The sequence below is a fragment of the Dehalococcoidia bacterium genome (assembly GCA_041653995.1).
Classification (GTDB): domain Bacteria; phylum Chloroflexota; class Dehalococcoidia; order GIF9; family UBA5629; genus CAIMUM01.
Genome location: JBAZEK010000009.1, coordinates 1 through 16,510, shown reverse-complemented (window position 1 = coordinate 16,510; position 16,510 = coordinate 1). Strand labels below are relative to the sequence as shown.

Below are 16,510 nucleotides of genomic sequence, written 5' to 3'. Positions count from 1 at the left end.
GGCCTCTAGGCGAATGAGGGTGTCCTTATTTGATTTTTCGGCAAGCTCCAATTGTTTACGAACTGACCGCAGGTGGTTGAGAGCCGCTTCCCGGCTCCACAGTTTCTGCGATTGTTTGGGCATCAGTCTTCCTCCTTTCAAGTTTACCGCCGACCACCTGTAGCTCTAGGCCGCAGGCGATCCCGAAGCGGAAGGCGTTGGCCACCGTCAGCGCAAAATCGGCTCCATTTTTGAATCCTACATCGGTCACCACACTGCTCATTGTGTCAGTATTCTCCAGGAACATCCTCATTTCATCCAGGGCCAGCGCCCTGAACTTCTCCATGCCGTCGTGCTGGGCAGTTACCATTGTTCCTAAGTCAAGCATGATTCTCCTTTAATTCAATTCTACGAAGTCCCCGAACGGGGGCTCGAACTTCTTGGTTCCCACCCAGAGAACCGGGTATCCCGGGTCATCCGGCCAGCCACCGAAACAATCGCCGTCCGTCAGGTAAATCGCACAGCTCGGATTGATTCCATGGTCTTCTACGTACTGGAAAGCGGGTTTAAAATCGGTCCCTCCGCCACCGGCCGGATGCAAATCAAGCGGCAGATCGTTGCGGGTGAACTCTTCGACGCCGGCGACCTTTGAGTCGGCGTAGATCACGACGCATGTCGTATCGAATTCCTCGAGCATCCCGGAGAGTTCGGCCCCGAACTGGTTGACCTGGTTCCTGCCGATTGATCCGCTGGTGTCCATCATCAGCACGACGCTTCTCAGCTCGTTTGACTTCAGGCAAGGGAGATAGAGCCCCTGCTGCATGTATCTCCGATTCGGGGATGACCAGTTGTAATCGTTCTTTGCCGCTTCATCGACAAACTTCGGCAGCATGTCTCGCCAGGATATCTTTGGATTCAGCAGCTCATCGACGAGTCGCTGGACGCCTCCCGGCAGCGGACCGCATCCTTTCGCTTGAGCCGCGGCCTGGGCGACTGCTACTTTCCAGTCCTGTTCGGCTTGGGCCATCTCTGAGGGAGTTGCCTTTGATCCGTCCTTTCCCGGGGCGTCCTCGACCCCGCCGCACCCACCCGGATCGTTCCCCTTGTCTTCTTGGCCGCCGCCATCCGGGTCAGGTGGCGGTAGCAGGTTGTAGATTTGTTCAGCGTACATATCCTTGAACTGGGAACCTCGAAGCGCTCCGGCCGGCAGCACGAACCCCGATTCCTCGAGTAGCGGGTTGATCGCCAGGTCGCAGGCGTAATTCCACTGTTTCGAATCCCTGGAACCCCGCCTCGTGTGGTGTCCGCACATTGGATGAGCGGCTTCGTGAGCGACTACCCCCTTGACTTCCTCGAATGGCAGTGAACCGATGAAATCGGGGTTATACCTGAGCGTGATGCCGTTAGTACAAGCGGTCTCTATCGTCCGGTCTTCAACCAGCTCCAGCTTCAATGCCAGGTGCCCCCAGAAAGGAGAGTGGAGCACGAGCCCGGCGCGTGCCTTGATCAGCATCTCTCGAGCGTTCATCTTCCTCCCTTTACCTTTGCTATGATGGATTTTGCCCTCACGACCTCATGCGTGTTGCATGAACATAATAAATCTCTGTGTTTAATGTTGTGGTCCCTGCAAGATTCATCCAGATGGGCTTCTAATGCTCGTAGGGTCTCCTCCAGTGATTCCACAAGAGCGCTATGGCAGTTGCAAGCGCGAAGAATAAATTCCTCGTTTTCCCGCGCCTGGGCCGGATCGTCTTCCCATATATTGACAGCCCCGATGAATTCCCCATTTGGGCCGTATATCCCGTGCATGCTTTTTGATGCTGGCTGGATGAGGTGTTTTCCTGCACCCCATGGCAATTTTGTGTGCGGCATCTATCTTCCTCCCACGTAGCCCTTCATCTGCTCCAGAATCTCGTCGGCTGACTTGGCTACTTTTTTGCGGAGCTTCGGATCATCCCTAACGGCATCTGGCTCCATACATAGCTTCTTCTCAACGTCCTTGACCATTTCGTCAAGCTTTGGATCTCCGGTGATGTTCATCTTCGGCAAGAGTTGGGTCAACTCGACCACGTTACCAAACAGGCTATCCCGGAAGATGGCGTCTTTTGTGCTGAGTCTGTCGGCCATCGTGTTGACGACCTCGTACAGCCGTTTCCAGAGGTCGGCCATGGCCTCGGCAGCCGCCTGTCTGAGATTGGCGGTGATCTGCTTCTTGATCATCTCAACCTCAGTGTCCGGCAGGTTAACGCGGAAGTCCCGGGCCTCGGGAAGTTGGTAGATGTCGGTCTCGAACTTGTACTTGCTTCGCAGCTCGGCTTTTCGTGGGTATTCCTTGGCGTCGAACATGCTCCCCAGGTGTTGTGCAGCGTCCTGAACGTACTGGTCGTAGTTATCCATGAACACGGTCACGCATCTTTCGAATTTAGCCTTGTATTCGGCCATTTCCTTGGTGTAGTCGAAGAACAAGGCGGAGGCCAGTATCCGACCGCCCTCATCCGTCCATGGCAGTGTGTGAGCGTAATGGTAGGCCCTAGTCTGTCCGACGATCACCGATATCTTGCTCAATTCCTTACGAGCGATCAGTACCTTGTTGTAGCGACCGGCGTCCATCTCCGCCTTGTGGGTGTCGGCGACCTCCTGAGAGACCTTCCTGTCAAAGCGTCTTGCGGTCCACTGCCCGATTGTCAGTCGGACAATCATCGCCCGTTCCCCCAGTTTCCCGTTTACGGTTGTCATTCCGGAACCTCCTTTTGCATCGTTTTATATTTCGTCTCCATTCTCATCGTATTCCCAGTCCTGATAACCAAGCGTTTCTTTCACGGTCTCATCGGAAGTCTGATAGTTGTAGTCTGCCTCCAGGCTGCGGTAAATATCTTTGCATAGATCAAGGCGTTTAGCTTCCACGAACTCCTCGAATGCCTTGACCGTGCCACTGCCTTTCTCGGAGTCTATCCACTCCTCGAATCCTGGATAATCGTTTCCCGGGGTATCCCAACTAAAGTCCATTTGCCTGGTCTTTTCGTGGGAGTAATAGGTATCCCTGACAACGATGTGCATGCTCAGGATTTCGGAAACCTGCCGCAAGATATCCATCCGGGGAAAGAACATGCAGATCATCTCCACCTTGTTTGCGGCGATGAACTTTTCAATGTCTACGTCCTTGCAGTCAAAACAAGCGCCGTCCCCCTGGCTCCAGAACCCCCGGTACAATATCTCGGCTTCTATGAACCCCTGTTCGGCTAACTTCTCTTTCCATTCATCGAGTATCGGTTTGTGCCACTGGTCAAAGGCTACGTTGATATCTCGATGTTCGTCAACCAATCGATCCCGGTCCCTCTTTGACAACTCGCTGAACTTATAGGTCTTTCTCTTTCTCTTACATCCAGAGCATAGGTAGTGCCCATCGGTTCGGCAATCAGCATCCTGTTCTGCCGGGCCGGGGGAATACTCTGAGCAGGGTGCCTCTGGATCACGCGCAATAGCAGGTTCGAGCTGAGTGGTTGTCATAAGACCTCCTATATCACAAAGTCTTTATGCTCTTCTGCCCATCGGACGAATGCCTTGGTGTTGACCAGACTGGGCTCCTTGGCGCAGCAGTCCCTTGTCAACAGGACGCTGAACTCAGGCGGCATACGATTTCCGTATTTCATAATGTTCGCGAAGCTGTTCTGTCCGGCCTTAGCGGCTAGTGCTCCGCAGATCGCGTACAGCGTGGCGATGTCCTTTGGTACTTCTACTTTGTCCGGTGCCATGATCACCATGTCCGGGCTCGGCAGGTTACGCCATATTTTGAGAAACCCGATCAGTTCAGAGGCGAACCCCTCGCCAGCGGCGCCGGAGAATGTTTCGTATTCCAGTTCCGGCGGCAACCCGATCCTCATGAGTTTTCCGATGTTGTGCGCAGTTCGCGGGCTTGGGCTATTGGTGAGTTCAGCCGTCGGCTTGAAGTCGCACAACAGGTTCGGGCGATAGCGGAGGAATGCGATCAACTCCATGGGCATATCTGCGTTGAGCGCCCACTTTACCCAGTCGTCAATGTCCGCATCGAGTTCGACGATGGTACAGAACCGTGACTTGACCGGCTCGAGCATTCCACTGACCCCGGCCTTGTCTGCCCGGCGGTTGGTGCAAGCCATGAAGCTGACGTACTCGGAGACCGATTTCCCGTTGATGGATCTCGATAGCAAGAGCTGCATCAAACTGGCCTGGACCAACGGCGGCGCCTGTCCGACATCATCCAGCAGCACGACAAGCGGCCGGGTAGCCGTCATCATCCGCTTCAGGTTTGCGAATGGGAGGAAGTTCGCCTCACCCTTGACAGCGAACGGCAGGCCCTTGTAGTCTGTTGGATCGCTGACCACGGGGTGCTCGATCATCAGTTCATACTTGAGCTTGGCACACACTTGCTCCGCTATGCTTGTCTTGCCGACTCCCGGCTTACCCTTGACCAGAATCGGATGCCGGGCAGGGAGCACTTTCTCCAGCAGGCTGGCTAATTGGCTCGGTTTCACTTTTGACCTCCTTCTGTTTCTTTTCGGGCCACTGGACGAACATCGGCATGATCACCGATGTTCTGCCCGGGGTGTTGATCATTATCGGGCTTGACTCATTGATCGTCTTGATGGTTATTGCTTGGGAGGAGCTGACCATTGCCAGTACATCCAGCAGATAGATTGGATTAACGGCGGTCTTGATCGTGCCGGTGGCCGCTATCCAACACTTTGCATCTGTGTCGTCATCAGTTTTGGTAGATAGCCTCAGCATCCCGTCGCCTCCGATCATCCTCATGATGCTGCCTGATGCCTCTCCGCGAGTCGGAAATAAGGTGGCGAGCGCGGTTTTTAATTCCCCAGCGTTTACCGCCAGCCGATGCTTGATGGCCCCCGGTTTCGGAATCAGTTGCGGGTAGTTGGGGTACGTACCGGATACTGGCCTGAACGTCAGGATTAACGATGGGTCAGAGAACCCGGTAACCCGGACAAATGGGGAGACGTATGGCTTAATGACTTCTTCTATGTTGTCCGTTCCGTCATCGTTTTTCTTGTACACGGCTGGTTCCTCCGGGCTGATGGACAGCGTAGCCTTGTCGATCTTGAGGGATTGCAGTATCCTAATTACATCCCGATCAACGATTATCCGATCCACTTTGGATACGGTCATCGGAACACTGGCTACTTCCAGGCGGAAGCCGTCGGCAGCCACTAACTTCTTGTGCTTGAAGTCGAAGAGCATCGCCCTTAGCACGGGCCGTGAATCGTCTGTGGCCATCGCATGTTGGACAACTGCAATGTGGGCAGACAGCTTGTTGATGACCACTGTACCGGTGGCCTTGAATTCAGGGGACGGCGGGAATTCATCGGCGCTCATCGATGGAATGGGGATTGTTGCGGACTGCGTTTTGAGCTGAGACCCGTTGATCATTATCCGTTCATCCTTCAACTTGGAGAGCGCGGCGACCAACACCTTGGCTTCCAGACAGATAGCTCCGGGCTTGGCGACTACTGCCGAGCACTCCCCTTCGATCTGGACGTCAAGATTGAATGCCCTGACATTCAAGCGATCCTTATGCGCTTCCATCCTCAGGTATCCGAGAACAGGTAGGGTGCGCCTTCCTTTGGCGGTGGCCAACGACGTACTCCGGGCCAGCGCCAATAGCTCCTTACGGTGAACTATGGTATTCAATTTTCTCCTCCTCTTCTGTAATTACCATTGGTCATAACGCTTCGAATTCATCCAAGAGGGCCTTTAACTGAGCCGCCTTTTCATCTATGATTCCCTGAATTATGCCTTGAGACTCTTCTGCATAGAAACAGACGCAACCTATCTGGCTATCCTTTGGAAACAACCGGACGGTTGCCTGGGGGCCTAGAGAGCTAATTCTAATGATTGTATCTTTAGCCTTTTCGATTTCACGCTCAAGTCGTTTGGCTTTCTCAAATTGCTCTTCTTTCAATTTTCTCCTCTCCTTTAGGCCTTATTCATTCCATAGCCTTCGTATTTTAGCGACTAACTCGCGGTGTTCCTTCTCATCGGCCAGTCTCTTGATCTCGGCCTCAAGCACCCTGTCCAGGTTCCGGTGCTCCGGGTCCCAAGGTTCGGCCAAGTAGTCGGATAAGAGTTTCACGATTTTTCCTGTTCTTTGGCCACGGCCATCAATGACCGGCAAATCTCATGGCCATTGAACCCTTCATTCTCAGCGGCGACCACCATCATCACAGGAAACATTCCAAACCTGACCCCCGTTTGCTCACTGTGGTTCATTGACACCCATATCTGGGCGGCCTTTGTCTTATGCTGATTCTGATCAATCTTTTCTTTGGGCATGAATCCTCCTCTCCTCTTTTCGCAGGACCTCACAAACGCCGTGCAGTTCCTCGATGGCCGCGGTCATGACCCTTCGGGCTTCCCATAGCTGGTCGTCGTTCTCTCCATCCTCTTCTAAGGTCTCGCATATCTCGATGACCACGAACTGTGCCAGGCCGTCACCGTGGCCTTTCTTCGGCTTTCCCTGATCATCGTAGTATTCCGAGAGCCCGTTGTCCGGGTATCCGCTATTGACTATGTCCAGCAGTTCCTTGATTTTCATCCGTTTCCTCCTCATGCTACAGGATAATCTCCTGGTATTCGCCGCCCTCATCACAAACGGGGCAGTTGAATTGCACCTCTGGGTCGCCATCAAATAAGCCAGAGCTATCCTTCTCGATGATTTCCCCACTCTCCGTCAAGACTCTGTACGCCCTCACGGATTCGAACCAATCAAGCTCATCTATCTCAGCCTCGCACTTCGGACATTTTGGCATATTATTCCCCCTTTACAATTTGATTCCGGTAGACGTTTATCCACATCGGGTATCGGCCCAGGAACATAATCTTGCCCTGAACCAGGCCGCTGCGGATCATCTGGGGCAGCATATGGCGGACCATCGGCGAATAGTTTTCAGCCACCGCCTCGCGCACACCGTAAATTGGAGTCTTGCTGGCAGGTAATCCGTGGGGTCCATTGGATTGCAGGTAGTACAGCATGAGCCCTCCTATCCAATCTCAACATCTGAGAGTGTGTATATGTCGACCCACAAGCTGTTGCAAGTTAAACAGTTACATTCCTGGTGGGCGTGATTTCCATCGATATCAATGGAGTATCCTTCTGTATCCTTAGACTTACAAAATGGACACTTCCCCCAACCGCTGGAAATGTATTCCTTGCGCTGTTCTTTGGTTATCTCTGGCATTTTTCCTCCTTCACGCTTCTCACAAGCGTCTCTTTCGTTTTCTTATCCGGCTGGCCCCGTCGGCGACCTCATTCAAGACCCGCCTTTTGGCCATCTTGGTTATTACACCGCCACATACTGGGCACAAGAATATATATAAGCGACGCTTGGCAGCTTTGGCTCTGGTGACCTCAGTAGGGGGGAATTCTCGGTCGCAGAACGAGCAGTACCAGAAATCAGTATGGACATCGCGTCCCAGGAAGACGTCGCCCCTTTGCTCATTCGCATTCACCGGAGTACGCTTTTTCAACGACCAGGCTTCCGCCCGATCCTTCGGGGTGTGCTTGTGGCAATAAACCCCTGCCCTTGGCAACCAGAATACCCAATCTCCCGTGGGGATGTCCTCGTGACATACTGTGCATCTCAGCTTTCGCTTGTCTGTTGACTGTAAGTACATGGTTTAATTCCTGCTCCTGAACAGTGCCACTTCTTGGCTATGGCTTATCAGGAAGAATCCGTAACTTGCCCACTGGTCGCCGGGGAATCCCCGGACGGTGTCCCGGCGCTCTTCCGGGTAGACGGCGACGCCTCCCGCATATCCGTAGCATTCGGCGATTGATTCAAGATCGTCCATGTCCACCTCCCGTTTATAGTTTCCCGACTGAAGAGGCGTAGACTAGTTGCCTACGCCTCTCTGTGTCGACAAGCTATCTTCAGGATATCATATCTAATTCGGCTTGCTTCCGATTTCGACGGCCCCGGTGATCTGGTACTTCTTGCCCGTGTTCGGGTCTTGTGCCAACCCAAAGAATCCAGTAGATCCGGTGCTGAAGCTCTTACGATATGCGTTGATAACCGTCAGTTGTAGAATGGGGTACTTCTCAGCTTTCTTCTTGGTTTCCGGTTGATCTTTTGTCTTCGGCATTATATTCCTCCCTCTATTTTGATACCTAGTTCACTTCGACGTGGGCCGGTGTGGCTTTGCGCACCTTACGAACTTTGAGACCCATCGCTGCCAGTACACCTTCAGGTGTCGCCTTTGGCTTGGGCTGTTCTCCGGCCTTGTAGACCACCATGTGTTCTTTGCCCGGTTTCCCAGTCTTATGGAGCACGATCTTGCCATCCCGGCCCATTTTGGAAAGGGTTGGCATGAGACTTGCCTTCGGCCCGAAGTATTCGGTGAACGCCTGATCGAGTGCGTCATTGACCCGAAGGCCCCGCTGTTTGCCAGTCCTGAGTTTCTCCATCCCAGTGAGTACGAATTGCTCCCTATTCAGTTTTCCCATGATCCGATCCTCCCTTTATTTTAATTCGCTACGATACCCTGTTCATGGTTTGAACGCATCTCTTGAAGGCCTTCACTTGGTCCCGTGAATATCCCTCGCACCACTGGTTAAGGTCTATTGTCTTGCTCTTAGGTAGACGCTTAACACTTATCCTAAGAAGCTGTGGCCTGAATGTTCCGGGTCCATTCGGATAGAGGCCGACCACGGCGTCCCTGTAGGTGATGTATTTATCAGGCTTTGGTTTCTTGATCGCTTTGCGCTCTGATTCGATCTGCTGATTGCAATTGTTGCAGTAGAGCGAACCGACGCGACGCGGCTTAACGTCGCATATCAGGCAGGGTACTTTGTGTTGCATATTTCACGCTCCTCTATTTAATCCCCTGACCAGAACCAGTAAGCTGCAATGCGTTACCGCAAACGCTTACTGACTGGGAGTCAGAAGTTAAAATCATGTAGAACTCTCCCACCAACCGAGCGGTGGGAGCAAGTCCCGCACGGGTTGACCATATCATGCAATGAACTACTGGCCTCTGTAGGGTCTAGGATGGCGGTGGTGGCCGTCGGGCTTGCTGCGTGCCCGGAGCACTGATATTCTCTCCCCTCTATACCCGTGCAAGCCCACGGAGCCACTCAAGTGGACGTAGGAAGGCATATCGGGAAATCGGTACTTGCGCCACGTTCTCTTGAAGGTGAGTGGTCTCCCCTTCACAGCCGTACCATCCCCTATTCAATTGCACCGTGTCTTTCGAGTTCCGGTCGCAGTACACGGCAAACCACCGAGCTGTAGTCAGCCAGCCGTCCACATATTGGCACTTGTGGCCTGTGTTGATTGATTTAGGTCAATCAGTCCCCGTGAATACCCAATAGCACCAGTACCAGCCTGCTGCATGTGGAGCCGAGTTCACGGTACGGGCTGGTGCGGTCTTGCCCATGCCCACGGTTTAGCCTATACCCAGCTACAGGGAACACCGCAGGAAGATTGTTCCATAAAGCGGTTTGCCATAGACCCAGGACACGCAGAGGCTCCCATCGAGTTGTGATGATAGGACGGTGCGTGTTTGGTCCTGAATCCGTGGTGAGACTTTACGGATGAACCGCGTGAAAAGTTTTGGGATAACAAAAACGGGCTCACTTTTCAGCAAGCCCGTTTTCCTTCACCCTTCACCCCTCATTTAACTAACCAACTGAGGGTGTCGAAACGTGACATTATGCTTTGATATCATCCAAAATGAAGCTGTTGGCCCGTGCGTAGCGTGATAGTCGTTGACGTTCGGCAATGGTCAACGGCGTGCCCTTGATGCGCTTTAAGGCGATAGATTGGATTGCTTTGGGGAGTGATTGCCAAAGTATTGAGGCGTCAATATCAGATCCAGCTTGCGCTATCGGGTCCCTATCGTCGATCACATCAAAGGCAAGCTCGTTGTCATCGGTTTCCTGAGTGACGTCTAGGCTGTAATGCTCTCGATAGTAGTAGGCTTTCCACCAATTTGCCCATGTGTCGTGGGCTATTTTATGGGCTAGTTTTTCATCGAGCTTGCCATCCACTTGCTTTGCCCATAGCGTCGCAAATAGGCTTTGGAATAGGTCCTCACGCTCACTTGACGGGGCCTTAGACGCAAAGACGTATGCTTTCCGTGTCATCGTTTTTTGCGACTGACTGAATTGCTCCAAAGCCCTCAACGTCCAGTCCTTAAGCTCTTGATACTCGGATAACTCATGATCGTGTTTCGACTCACGCCTAGCGTCTAGTGTCTCACTGTCAACGTGGTCAATCCATTCGTCGGCATATAGCTTGGCGAGCTTGTCCAGTGACTTTTGATCTTTGACTGTTTTTACCCGTGATTCAACTCCCAGCTTTGGATACCATCCATTGGTCATGATCCCAGCTAACTTTCTCAGTTCACCGTTTTCCGTTTTTTTTGCTTGCATGAATTCACTCCTAGAAAAAGTACCCGGATGGCTAAAATCCGAGCCTAGACCTACTATATCACCAATAGTCTAAGAAGACCATTGTCGATATATCATTTTGTATCTAAAACGATGGGACGGGTTTTTGGGATTGTTGGTGAATTGCTGGCTAGCTGTTGGCGGATTGCTGCCTGATTGCTTGGGGCTGATATCTATTTCGGTACATATCGAGAGCCACCCCGTAGGCGGTCATCTCCATCTTGATGCGCTCATTGCTGATGGCAAGCTGCTGCTGCTGCTGCTCTTGCTGCTGCAACTTTAGGGCAAGGTTGTCGATGATCTCCATGGTCGCTGTCTCAAAATCATCTACTGTCACATCAGCTACGGAAGGCTTCAGGATGACCGCGGCGGCCTTTACGTCGTCCTGGGCGGCCACCTCGTTGACGGAAGGCTTCTCCTTTTCCTGTGGCTCATTGGCATCGGTATCTTGTGGCTTTTCTATGGGGGCCTGTGATCTTGGGGGATTGGTACGCCGTTTTGCGCGTCTTCCTTTTGCTGTGACCTCCCGCATCGCTTCAGGGGATAGCATCTTGAGGTTTGCGCGGCAGGCAACAAACAGTGGTCCGCTTCCTTGAGGATTATATCCATGCTTTCGGCAGAACGCTTTCGGGCCGAGCTGGTACAACTCCTTCCGAGAAGCGTCGGTGAGCTTTTCGATTGGCTTGAGCTCCTCTTTCTCCTCAACTGCCGGCGGCTTACTGATTTTCATGCTGCCCCCCTCTACGATTATCTCTGAACTCCGAAACATATGGTATTCGTTTGGATGGTGCCAAAAATAACGCTTGACCTGACCGCACTTCTGGCAGGTGCCGATCTCTCCACTCCCGTGCTCATTTTTAACGATAATCTCATGATGCGCGCATGGAGAGCTACCCATGTCTTAATTGCCCTTACTCAGCGTATTCCTCGCATCCTGGGGCCTTCGCCTCCATGATCTCGAAATAGTCATCCTGGGCCATTGGCTTACCGCTCATCTTCTGGATAACCGATGCTTTCAGTGTCCGGCAATCCTCTCGCTTGACACAGTGTGCGCATGTCCGATCTTCCCGGTCGGTCATAAATCCTCCTGTTGGCTAAGTGCCACTCCGTCCTCCAAGTGATCCAGTGCCCCATGAAGGTTCCTGATAAGTAATGCCCTCTCTTCTGTTGTCAGCGCCCGCCTTTCCCTCCACACCATATGCCCTTTCCGCCGTTCATGCTTTCCGATGGTCTTTGTCTCTACCGATCCTCCGTACTCCTGGCGGCGAAAGAACGATTCGTATGGCCCTTCCTTCAAGCTGGGTATCCTACTTTTGCTTTCCGGCCGGCGCTTGGCATCCGGCTCTATCCTGGCCATCAGCCCACAACAAGGGCATCGAAGGTGGTCCGTGTACTGGGAAAACTCCCCGGCCGGCATCACTACTCTTTCGGGTGCTACCGGCGCTACTTGTGTCCTTTCGCGCTCTGCCCTCTTCCTAGGCATCTAATCGCTCCTTCCACATCTTCAAAAACGGATGGACTTCGTAAATGTTCAGGTCAAGCAATCGATCTGATTCGCCAATCTCTCCGCCAGTTCCCTCCTCAGGAATATCCGGCGATGAACTGTACCTCTCGTCCATGTCGCTAGAGCTTACCTTCCAGCGGAAGAATTGCCGCCGATCTACCGGGTCTATTTTCGCGGCCTTGAGCGCCTTGTCAGCAGCCCGACGAATTGAATGCCACGCGCTACCATAATACTGGTCCCCGGTGAAACCACACATGATCTTCATCTCAGTGAATACGTTTGATACGTAGTCAACGCTTCTCGGTTGCTCGAAACCAAAGGCGGTTAGCGGAGGAATCAAGTACGATGGCAATAAATGATATCGCTGCCTGCCTTTCTTCAGGGTGGCAACGTAGAGCGCTCCGTATCCGTCGCTGAGTTTGGCGTTGATCCGGTCGGCAGTGATCTCCGCTATCTCTTCCCGGCGAAGACCCCACACTGTTGACAGTATCAAATAGGCAACATGTTGCGGGAGCGGGTTGAGTTCAATTGACTCCGTTCTCCCGAGAACGACATCGATCATCTTCTCAACCTTCTCAACGGGCATGGCGTAAGCGCGTATCTCCCTTTCGGGGACGATTGGCGCATCTCCCCGGCGAAACGGCCACTCGATCTTGTTGACGACGTAGAACCTGCGAATGAGCGCCCAATTCTTGCGCACAGTTCCCGGCGCATACTTTTCACGCCTCAGATGGTCCATGTACTTCCTGACCAGGTCGGCACTGGCTACCCGCTCCATTCCGTTTGGCCCGGGAACGTCCGCCCATATCGGACGGCTACCTGCCCACTCAAGAAACTCCCTGGCAAGCGCCGTGTAGCTGGCGCAGCATCCATCGGGCAGCGATTTCGAGTACCGAGTGAGCAGGTCTTGGCTCTTCATGCTACCTCTTAATGTTTATCGGCTTATCCTGTGATTTCTGCGTGATGATCTCAACCGGAAGATCAACTACCTCGATGCGCTTGGCGTACTCGGTGCCGCAATCAGCGCAAACGTCAAACGTTATACCGACCGCTGGAATAGTTGAGCCGATCAGTTTGAGGGTCTGCGGATTCCTGAGCATGAGCATCTTCTTGTCGGTAAATCCCTCTGTGCCTGCCGGCCAATTGCCCTTCTCTATTTCCGGCTCAATCAGTTGCTCCATGACCCTTTCCTCGGAGCCGCATGCTGGGCAGCGCTTGAATTCTTTTGAATATCCTTCGTTTGTCAATTGATTCCTCCCGTTCTATTTGATCGGTACTATATCACGTTCCGTTGAGAAGGTCAATTGTATTGGTATACCGTTGGGTAACAAAACGGGGCTCCCTTGATGGAGCCCCAGTATCGATAAAGGCTGACGTTTCGCCCAGCTATCCGCTGGTGTTTCTCTCAGCTGACTTTCCCTCTACGGGGGTAGTGGTAATTGGCGGCGGTGTTGGCTCGGGCGGAGCCGACTTTCTGAAATAGTGCTGGTTTATGTTTCCGTTCCAAACGATCAGCGCACCGAGAAGAGCTCCGGCGCCGGACGCCGCGTACATCTCACTGGTAGTCGGATTGTCTGCATGATTTATCAGATACACCACCAGAAACGCAGCCCATCCGACCGTGCAAATCATCATCAGAAAAGCATAGATCCATTTCAATGTCCGGTCTTTCATTCTAGCCTCCGTCTACCGAAAACCTGCCCTGTAGTTGGGCAACTTGCTTGCCGAGTGCGGAAAGTTCTTCTCCCCGTGCCACACACGGGAGATCTTTGAGTTTCTGGTTGATGGACGAGGTGTTCTGCAATATCTGGCTGATGCTTATATTTATTTGGTCAAACCTCGATAAGGTCATCAATTGCAGCGCCGCGCTTTCCTCTCGCATATTCTTTTCACACATTTTGATGGCTACTTCAAGGTTTGCTATTTTCTCCTTGCTGTCCTTCTCAACCTTCTCGAGCATCTTTTGACTGACATTCTCTTTCTCCACCTGGCGACCGGCCATGAATATGAGGGCAATCGCCTCAAGGGCTACTGCCACTATTGTTCCAATCAACGCATCTGACATTTATTATCACCAGTTTCTTACTCCATGGACAAGTACACGCTATTAACCGTGGATAGTATAAGCGCTTCTATGTCCAAAGACGATCCGTAGGTAGCCCCCACGTTCGTCAAGTCACCAACGTACCCAGCGTTGGCGATGTAAAAGTACCCATTGGCGTCAGTGGTCCCCTTCAATACCCCACGTAACCATACCTGTGCGCCTTGAACAGGTATATTGTATCCAAGGATCGGAGAGAAGGAGTATACGTAAACCGAAATTCCCACCTGTACGGGTGGCGGAGGCGGTGGAGGCGGTGGAGGCGGTGGAGGCGGAGGCGGAGGAACGTAATCAGCCTCGAACAGCGCCACGATCGATAGGTTCTGATTCACGGTCCACGAAATCGGGTTAGTAGGCCATATGTTTCCGCCCTGCTGCCAGCCAACAAAGTGATATCCACTGTTGGGGATGGCCGTCAGATACACGGTTTCCCCGGAGTTGAATGACGTTTTGTTTGGCTCCTTGAGGACCGATCCACCGGCGGTCGGTGAAATTGAGACACTCAACGTATACGGCACCTGAGTAGTGATGGTCACCGTCTCCGTCGACTGGAAGGTCTTGTATGCGGTTCCGGCGGGAATTTCCACCTGAACACTGATCGCATATGTTCCGTCTGGAAGAGAGGCGGGAACCGTCTGACTGTAAAACCGAATCGTCCCGCCCAATCCGTACTGAGCGTCCGGGATGGTGTATTCACCTACCGCCTGGGTGCCAAAGAATACTTTTACCTTTACATTGACCAAATCTTTGCCGTCATTCCTATATTGAACGTCCAGCTCCTGGTTGGTGTTCACCGCCTGTCCAGCGGTTCGGGTAATAGTCCTGGACGCTGATTCACCATCCCACGATATGAGGAGAATCAAAAAATTGGTTTCAGTCGGCTCCGGGGGAATGTACCCCACATACTCATCAAAGATTTCCTCATATTTTGCTCGGATAGGGGCATAGGTGGTCATCGACTGAGTGGCTGCCCAGAACTTGGTAGCTGCTTCGTGCCATTCATGCCATGCGCCGTCCCTGTCATAGAGGTCGATCCAGAGACCCCGTCTCTGATAATAGACAGAGAGCTTGCTGTAATCGACAGAACTCAGAGTCTTCGCCCCGTACTCGCCTTCAAACTCATCCCTAAGCGTTTCAAGGGCCAGGGTGGTGGTCGCCACATTGATCCGATCAGTATACGACTTGACCTTTGCCGGATCGTTTTTTATGATCTGAACCGATGCGAACGCCTCCGAGTAGGCGTCATAAAGTTCATTGTAATTACTCTGACTCATGTCAGTCACTTCTTCTTCAAACGCACGCTTGATGGCATTCAGTTGATCGGTGGTCGTCGCCCCCGCTATTTGATCGAGGTAATCGCTTACCAACGATGGGTTATCATCCCCCCAACCGCCAACGGGCTCCTTTGGATCTTCTGGTGGATCTTCTGGGTTACGGCCCTTCCACCAAAGGTATCCGCCGAGTCCGGAAAGCACGGCAACTGCTACCCCGAGACCAACTTTTGTTTTATCCATGGCCCCTCCTATTTAATGAACATCGCTGAACGAGCGGCTGTCTCGGCAGCCTTTGTGTTCCCAACCTTACTTGCCGACCAGCCCAGCGCCATGATAAGAACCGTTGCTATTCCGGCAACGACGAGAACCGGGACAAGTACGGCGCTTGTCGCTGTTTTGATTATCGTTGTGAACGGAGAAAGGAGGACTCCGGTTATCCCGCCCAGCACGTTACTGATACCACCCGTGATATCGCTCAATCCGAATGCGATCCCCGACAGATCTGGTTGCCGAGCATAGATCGTCAGCTTATTAGTCGTAGGATCATATCTAATAGGCTGCAAGAGCTGAACGTTGGACGACGCAAGCCCGGAGCGGATGGATTCAACTTGGGGTTGAGACAAGGACACGGGCAGAAACATGCTTATTTCGTAATCACCTGGGGCAAGAGAGATGTTTTCCAGCTCCCTGAGCGTCCCTACCTGAACAATCGTATTTGCCATGGCCCACCTTCCTTACGCTCATTATCCATCATCTAGGATAATTTGTCACGTTTTAACTCGTTATGTATTCAACTTCAATGCCGTGCCGGTGGGTACGGTTATCGGTGACGGTGGCGTTACGACTCCTGGAACCGTCACCTCATGAGTGTGAGGCACCAACACTTGGGTCACGGTTTCCATGTACAAACTGGTCCGGGCCAGCACCCTGCCGGCAAGGATAACATCACCGATGGAAATGGACACCTCAGCACCATCCACAATCGTGCTCATGTCCTGCCCATCATTCAGCTCAATGCTCACTATATTCATATCAGCCTCCCAACAAAATAATAGTACGCAGATCAACCAATACCATACTATCCGCTACAGAGTTGACTTCCATTTATCGACATAATGTCGAGTCATCTGAATGTATTGATCACCATACAGCACACTTGGCTGAATGTGGGTGTGCTCCCACAATTCATTCCAACTGGTAATGAAAATCAT

Annotated in this window: 29 protein-coding genes; all 29 read right to left on the bottom strand. The window is 52.5% G+C overall.

Features of this window, described 5'->3' with window-relative positions:
• Positions 1 to 55: 55 nt before the first annotated feature.
• Positions 56 to 367, bottom strand: coding sequence for a hypothetical protein (locus WC359_12985; GenBank protein ID MFA5401356.1), 312 nt, complete (start codon positions 365 to 367; stop codon positions 56 to 58).
• A gap of 9 nt (positions 368 to 376) precedes the next feature.
• Positions 377 to 1,507 (bottom strand): VWA-like domain-containing protein, encoded by a 1,131-nt coding sequence (locus tag WC359_12980; protein ID MFA5401355.1) that lies wholly within the window; start codon positions 1,505 to 1,507, stop codon positions 377 to 379.
• Entirely contained in the window at positions 1,504 to 1,851 is a 348-nt protein-coding gene (locus tag WC359_12975; protein MFA5401354.1) for a hypothetical protein, read from the bottom strand. The genes WC359_12980 and WC359_12975 overlap by 4 nt, the downstream gene beginning before the upstream one ends.
• On the bottom strand, positions 1,852 to 2,715 hold the full coding sequence (locus tag WC359_12970; protein ID MFA5401353.1) for a DUF3150 domain-containing protein: 864 nt from the start codon (positions 2,713 to 2,715) through the stop codon (positions 1,852 to 1,854). It abuts the gene before it with no gap.
• A 24-nt stretch (positions 2,716 to 2,739) separates the two neighbouring features.
• Positions 2,740 to 3,300 carry a hypothetical protein gene (locus WC359_12965; protein ID MFA5401352.1) on the bottom strand — a complete coding sequence of 187 codons (561 nt, stop codon included), beginning with the start codon at positions 3,298 to 3,300 and terminating at the stop codon, positions 2,740 to 2,742.
• A gap of 194 nt (positions 3,301 to 3,494) precedes the next feature.
• Positions 3,495 to 4,490, bottom strand: coding sequence for an ATP-binding protein (locus tag WC359_12960; GenBank protein ID MFA5401351.1), 996 nt, complete (start codon positions 4,488 to 4,490; stop codon positions 3,495 to 3,497).
• Positions 4,417 to 5,661, bottom strand: coding sequence for a DNA polymerase III subunit beta (locus WC359_12955; GenBank protein MFA5401350.1), 1,245 nt, complete (start codon positions 5,659 to 5,661; stop codon positions 4,417 to 4,419). The genes WC359_12960 and WC359_12955 overlap by 74 nt, the downstream gene beginning before the upstream one ends.
• A gap of 31 nt (positions 5,662 to 5,692) precedes the next feature.
• Positions 5,693 to 5,932 (bottom strand): hypothetical protein, encoded by a 240-nt coding sequence (locus WC359_12950; protein ID MFA5401349.1) that lies wholly within the window; start codon positions 5,930 to 5,932, stop codon positions 5,693 to 5,695.
• A 21-nt stretch (positions 5,933 to 5,953) separates the two neighbouring features.
• Entirely contained in the window at positions 5,954 to 6,103 is a 150-nt protein-coding gene (locus WC359_12945; GenBank protein ID MFA5401348.1) for a hypothetical protein, read from the bottom strand.
• Complete coding sequence (locus tag WC359_12940; GenBank protein ID MFA5401347.1) at positions 6,100 to 6,303, bottom strand: hypothetical protein; 204 nt, start codon at positions 6,301 to 6,303, stop codon at positions 6,100 to 6,102. Before WC359_12940 ends, WC359_12945 begins: the two co-directional genes overlap by 4 nt.
• The gene (locus tag WC359_12935) at positions 6,284 to 6,565 is read right to left on the bottom strand and encodes a hypothetical protein (protein MFA5401346.1); all 282 of its coding nucleotides are present in this window, start codon (positions 6,563 to 6,565) and stop codon (positions 6,284 to 6,286) included. The genes WC359_12940 and WC359_12935 overlap by 20 nt, the downstream gene beginning before the upstream one ends.
• Before the next feature lie 16 nt (positions 6,566 to 6,581).
• On the bottom strand, positions 6,582 to 6,779 hold the full coding sequence (locus WC359_12930) for a hypothetical protein (protein ID MFA5401345.1): 198 nt from the start codon (positions 6,777 to 6,779) through the stop codon (positions 6,582 to 6,584).
• A 1-nt stretch (position 6,780) separates the two neighbouring features.
• On the bottom strand, positions 6,781 to 7,002 hold the full coding sequence (locus WC359_12925; protein ID MFA5401344.1) for a hypothetical protein: 222 nt from the start codon (positions 7,000 to 7,002) through the stop codon (positions 6,781 to 6,783).
• An 8-nt stretch (positions 7,003 to 7,010) separates the two neighbouring features.
• Positions 7,011 to 7,208 carry a hypothetical protein gene (locus WC359_12920; protein ID MFA5401343.1) on the bottom strand — a complete coding sequence of 66 codons (198 nt, stop codon included), beginning with the start codon at positions 7,206 to 7,208 and terminating at the stop codon, positions 7,011 to 7,013.
• Positions 7,209 to 7,647: 439 nt separating this feature from the next.
• A complete protein-coding gene (locus tag WC359_12915) occupies positions 7,648 to 7,821 on the bottom strand; it encodes a hypothetical protein (protein ID MFA5401342.1) in 174 nt (57 codons plus the stop codon).
• Positions 7,822 to 7,914: 93 nt separating this feature from the next.
• On the bottom strand, positions 7,915 to 8,112 hold the full coding sequence (locus WC359_12910) for a hypothetical protein (protein ID MFA5401341.1): 198 nt from the start codon (positions 8,110 to 8,112) through the stop codon (positions 7,915 to 7,917).
• Between the two features lie 25 nt (positions 8,113 to 8,137).
• Positions 8,138 to 8,473: a hypothetical protein gene (locus tag WC359_12905; protein ID MFA5401340.1), complete on the bottom strand. Its 336-nt coding sequence runs from the start codon at positions 8,471 to 8,473 to the stop codon at positions 8,138 to 8,140.
• Between the two features lie 28 nt (positions 8,474 to 8,501).
• The gene (locus WC359_12900; protein MFA5401339.1) at positions 8,502 to 8,828 is read right to left on the bottom strand and encodes a hypothetical protein; all 327 of its coding nucleotides are present in this window, start codon (positions 8,826 to 8,828) and stop codon (positions 8,502 to 8,504) included.
• An 851-nt stretch (positions 8,829 to 9,679) separates the two neighbouring features.
• Positions 9,680 to 10,402 (bottom strand): hypothetical protein, encoded by a 723-nt coding sequence (locus WC359_12895; GenBank protein MFA5401338.1) that lies wholly within the window; start codon positions 10,400 to 10,402, stop codon positions 9,680 to 9,682.
• 148 nt (positions 10,403 to 10,550) lie between these two features.
• Positions 10,551 to 11,150, bottom strand: coding sequence for a hypothetical protein (locus WC359_12890; protein ID MFA5401337.1), 600 nt, complete (start codon positions 11,148 to 11,150; stop codon positions 10,551 to 10,553).
• Between the two features lie 181 nt (positions 11,151 to 11,331).
• Positions 11,332 to 11,499 carry a hypothetical protein gene (locus WC359_12885; protein MFA5401336.1) on the bottom strand — a complete coding sequence of 56 codons (168 nt, stop codon included), beginning with the start codon at positions 11,497 to 11,499 and terminating at the stop codon, positions 11,332 to 11,334.
• Positions 11,496 to 11,903 (bottom strand): hypothetical protein, encoded by a 408-nt coding sequence (locus WC359_12880; GenBank protein MFA5401335.1) that lies wholly within the window; start codon positions 11,901 to 11,903, stop codon positions 11,496 to 11,498. The genes WC359_12885 and WC359_12880 overlap by 4 nt, the downstream gene beginning before the upstream one ends.
• Positions 11,896 to 12,843, bottom strand: a complete 948-nt coding sequence (locus WC359_12875; GenBank protein ID MFA5401334.1) for a hypothetical protein — start codon at positions 12,841 to 12,843, stop codon at positions 11,896 to 11,898. Before WC359_12875 ends, WC359_12880 begins: the two co-directional genes overlap by 8 nt.
• 1 nt (position 12,844) lies before the next feature.
• Positions 12,845 to 13,171 (bottom strand): hypothetical protein, encoded by a 327-nt coding sequence (locus WC359_12870; GenBank protein MFA5401333.1) that lies wholly within the window; start codon positions 13,169 to 13,171, stop codon positions 12,845 to 12,847.
• 139 nt (positions 13,172 to 13,310) lie between these two features.
• A complete protein-coding gene (locus tag WC359_12865; protein MFA5401332.1) occupies positions 13,311 to 13,598 on the bottom strand; it encodes a hypothetical protein in 288 nt (95 codons plus the stop codon).
• 1 nt (position 13,599) lies between these two features.
• Positions 13,600 to 13,989 carry a hypothetical protein gene (locus tag WC359_12860; protein MFA5401331.1) on the bottom strand — a complete coding sequence of 130 codons (390 nt, stop codon included), beginning with the start codon at positions 13,987 to 13,989 and terminating at the stop codon, positions 13,600 to 13,602.
• Positions 13,990 to 14,006: 17 nt separating this feature from the next.
• Positions 14,007 to 15,539 carry a hypothetical protein gene (locus WC359_12855; protein ID MFA5401330.1) on the bottom strand — a complete coding sequence of 511 codons (1,533 nt, stop codon included), beginning with the start codon at positions 15,537 to 15,539 and terminating at the stop codon, positions 14,007 to 14,009.
• Positions 15,540 to 15,547: 8 nt separating this feature from the next.
• Complete coding sequence (locus WC359_12850) at positions 15,548 to 16,021, bottom strand: hypothetical protein (GenBank protein ID MFA5401329.1); 474 nt, start codon at positions 16,019 to 16,021, stop codon at positions 15,548 to 15,550.
• Between the two features lie 60 nt (positions 16,022 to 16,081).
• Complete coding sequence (locus WC359_12845; protein ID MFA5401328.1) at positions 16,082 to 16,330, bottom strand: hypothetical protein; 249 nt, start codon at positions 16,328 to 16,330, stop codon at positions 16,082 to 16,084.
• Between the last annotated feature and the right edge of the window lie 180 nt (positions 16,331 to 16,510).

What these genes read in the sequence shown, in the direction of transcription:
- WC359_12985 (MFA5401356.1), bottom strand. Translation starts at nt 367, where the DNA reads ATGCTTGACTTAGGAACAATGGTAACTGCCCAGCACGACGGCATGGAG.
- WC359_12980 (MFA5401355.1), bottom strand. Translation starts at nt 1,507, where the DNA reads ATGAACGCTCGAGAGATGCTGATCAAGGCACGCGCCGGGCTCGTGCTC.
- WC359_12975 (MFA5401354.1), bottom strand. Translation starts at nt 1,851, where the DNA reads ATGCCGCACACAAAATTGCCATGGGGTGCAGGAAAACACCTCATCCAG.
- WC359_12970 (MFA5401353.1), bottom strand. Translation starts at nt 2,715, where the DNA reads ATGACAACCGTAAACGGGAAACTGGGGGAACGGGCGATGATTGTCCGA.
- WC359_12940 (MFA5401347.1), bottom strand. Translation starts at nt 6,303, where the DNA reads ATGCCCAAAGAAAAGATTGATCAGAATCAGCATAAGACAAAGGCCGCC.
- WC359_12935 (MFA5401346.1), bottom strand. Translation starts at nt 6,565, where the DNA reads ATGAAAATCAAGGAACTGCTGGACATAGTCAATAGCGGATACCCGGAC.
- WC359_12930 (MFA5401345.1), bottom strand. Translation starts at nt 6,779, where the DNA reads ATGCCAAAATGTCCGAAGTGCGAGGCTGAGATAGATGAGCTTGATTGG.
- WC359_12925 (MFA5401344.1), bottom strand. Translation starts at nt 7,002, where the DNA reads ATGCTGTACTACCTGCAATCCAATGGACCCCACGGATTACCTGCCAGC.
- WC359_12920 (MFA5401343.1), bottom strand. Translation starts at nt 7,208, where the DNA reads ATGCCAGAGATAACCAAAGAACAGCGCAAGGAATACATTTCCAGCGGT.
- WC359_12915 (MFA5401342.1), bottom strand. Translation starts at nt 7,821, where the DNA reads ATGGACGATCTTGAATCAATCGCCGAATGCTACGGATATGCGGGAGGC.
- WC359_12910 (MFA5401341.1), bottom strand. Translation starts at nt 8,112, where the DNA reads ATGCCGAAGACAAAAGATCAACCGGAAACCAAGAAGAAAGCTGAGAAG.
- WC359_12905 (MFA5401340.1), bottom strand. Translation starts at nt 8,473, where the DNA reads ATGGGAAAACTGAATAGGGAGCAATTCGTACTCACTGGGATGGAGAAA.
- WC359_12900 (MFA5401339.1), bottom strand. Translation starts at nt 8,828, where the DNA reads ATGCAACACAAAGTACCCTGCCTGATATGCGACGTTAAGCCGCGTCGC.
- WC359_12895 (MFA5401338.1), bottom strand. Translation starts at nt 10,402, where the DNA reads ATGCAAGCAAAAAAAACGGAAAACGGTGAACTGAGAAAGTTAGCTGGG.
- WC359_12890 (MFA5401337.1), bottom strand. Translation starts at nt 11,150, where the DNA reads ATGAAAATCAGTAAGCCGCCGGCAGTTGAGGAGAAAGAGGAGCTCAAG.
- WC359_12885 (MFA5401336.1), bottom strand. Translation starts at nt 11,499, where the DNA reads ATGACCGACCGGGAAGATCGGACATGCGCACACTGTGTCAAGCGAGAG.
- WC359_12880 (MFA5401335.1), bottom strand. Translation starts at nt 11,903, where the DNA reads ATGCCTAGGAAGAGGGCAGAGCGCGAAAGGACACAAGTAGCGCCGGTA.
- WC359_12875 (MFA5401334.1), bottom strand. Translation starts at nt 12,843, where the DNA reads ATGAAGAGCCAAGACCTGCTCACTCGGTACTCGAAATCGCTGCCCGAT.
- WC359_12865 (MFA5401332.1), bottom strand. Translation starts at nt 13,598, where the DNA reads ATGAAAGACCGGACATTGAAATGGATCTATGCTTTTCTGATGATGATT.
- WC359_12860 (MFA5401331.1), bottom strand. Translation starts at nt 13,989, where the DNA reads ATGTCAGATGCGTTGATTGGAACAATAGTGGCAGTAGCCCTTGAGGCG.
- WC359_12855 (MFA5401330.1), bottom strand. Translation starts at nt 15,539, where the DNA reads ATGGATAAAACAAAAGTTGGTCTCGGGGTAGCAGTTGCCGTGCTTTCC.
- WC359_12850 (MFA5401329.1), bottom strand. Translation starts at nt 16,021, where the DNA reads ATGGCAAATACGATTGTTCAGGTAGGGACGCTCAGGGAGCTGGAAAAC.
- WC359_12845 (MFA5401328.1), bottom strand. Translation starts at nt 16,330, where the DNA reads ATGAATATAGTGAGCATTGAGCTGAATGATGGGCAGGACATGAGCACG.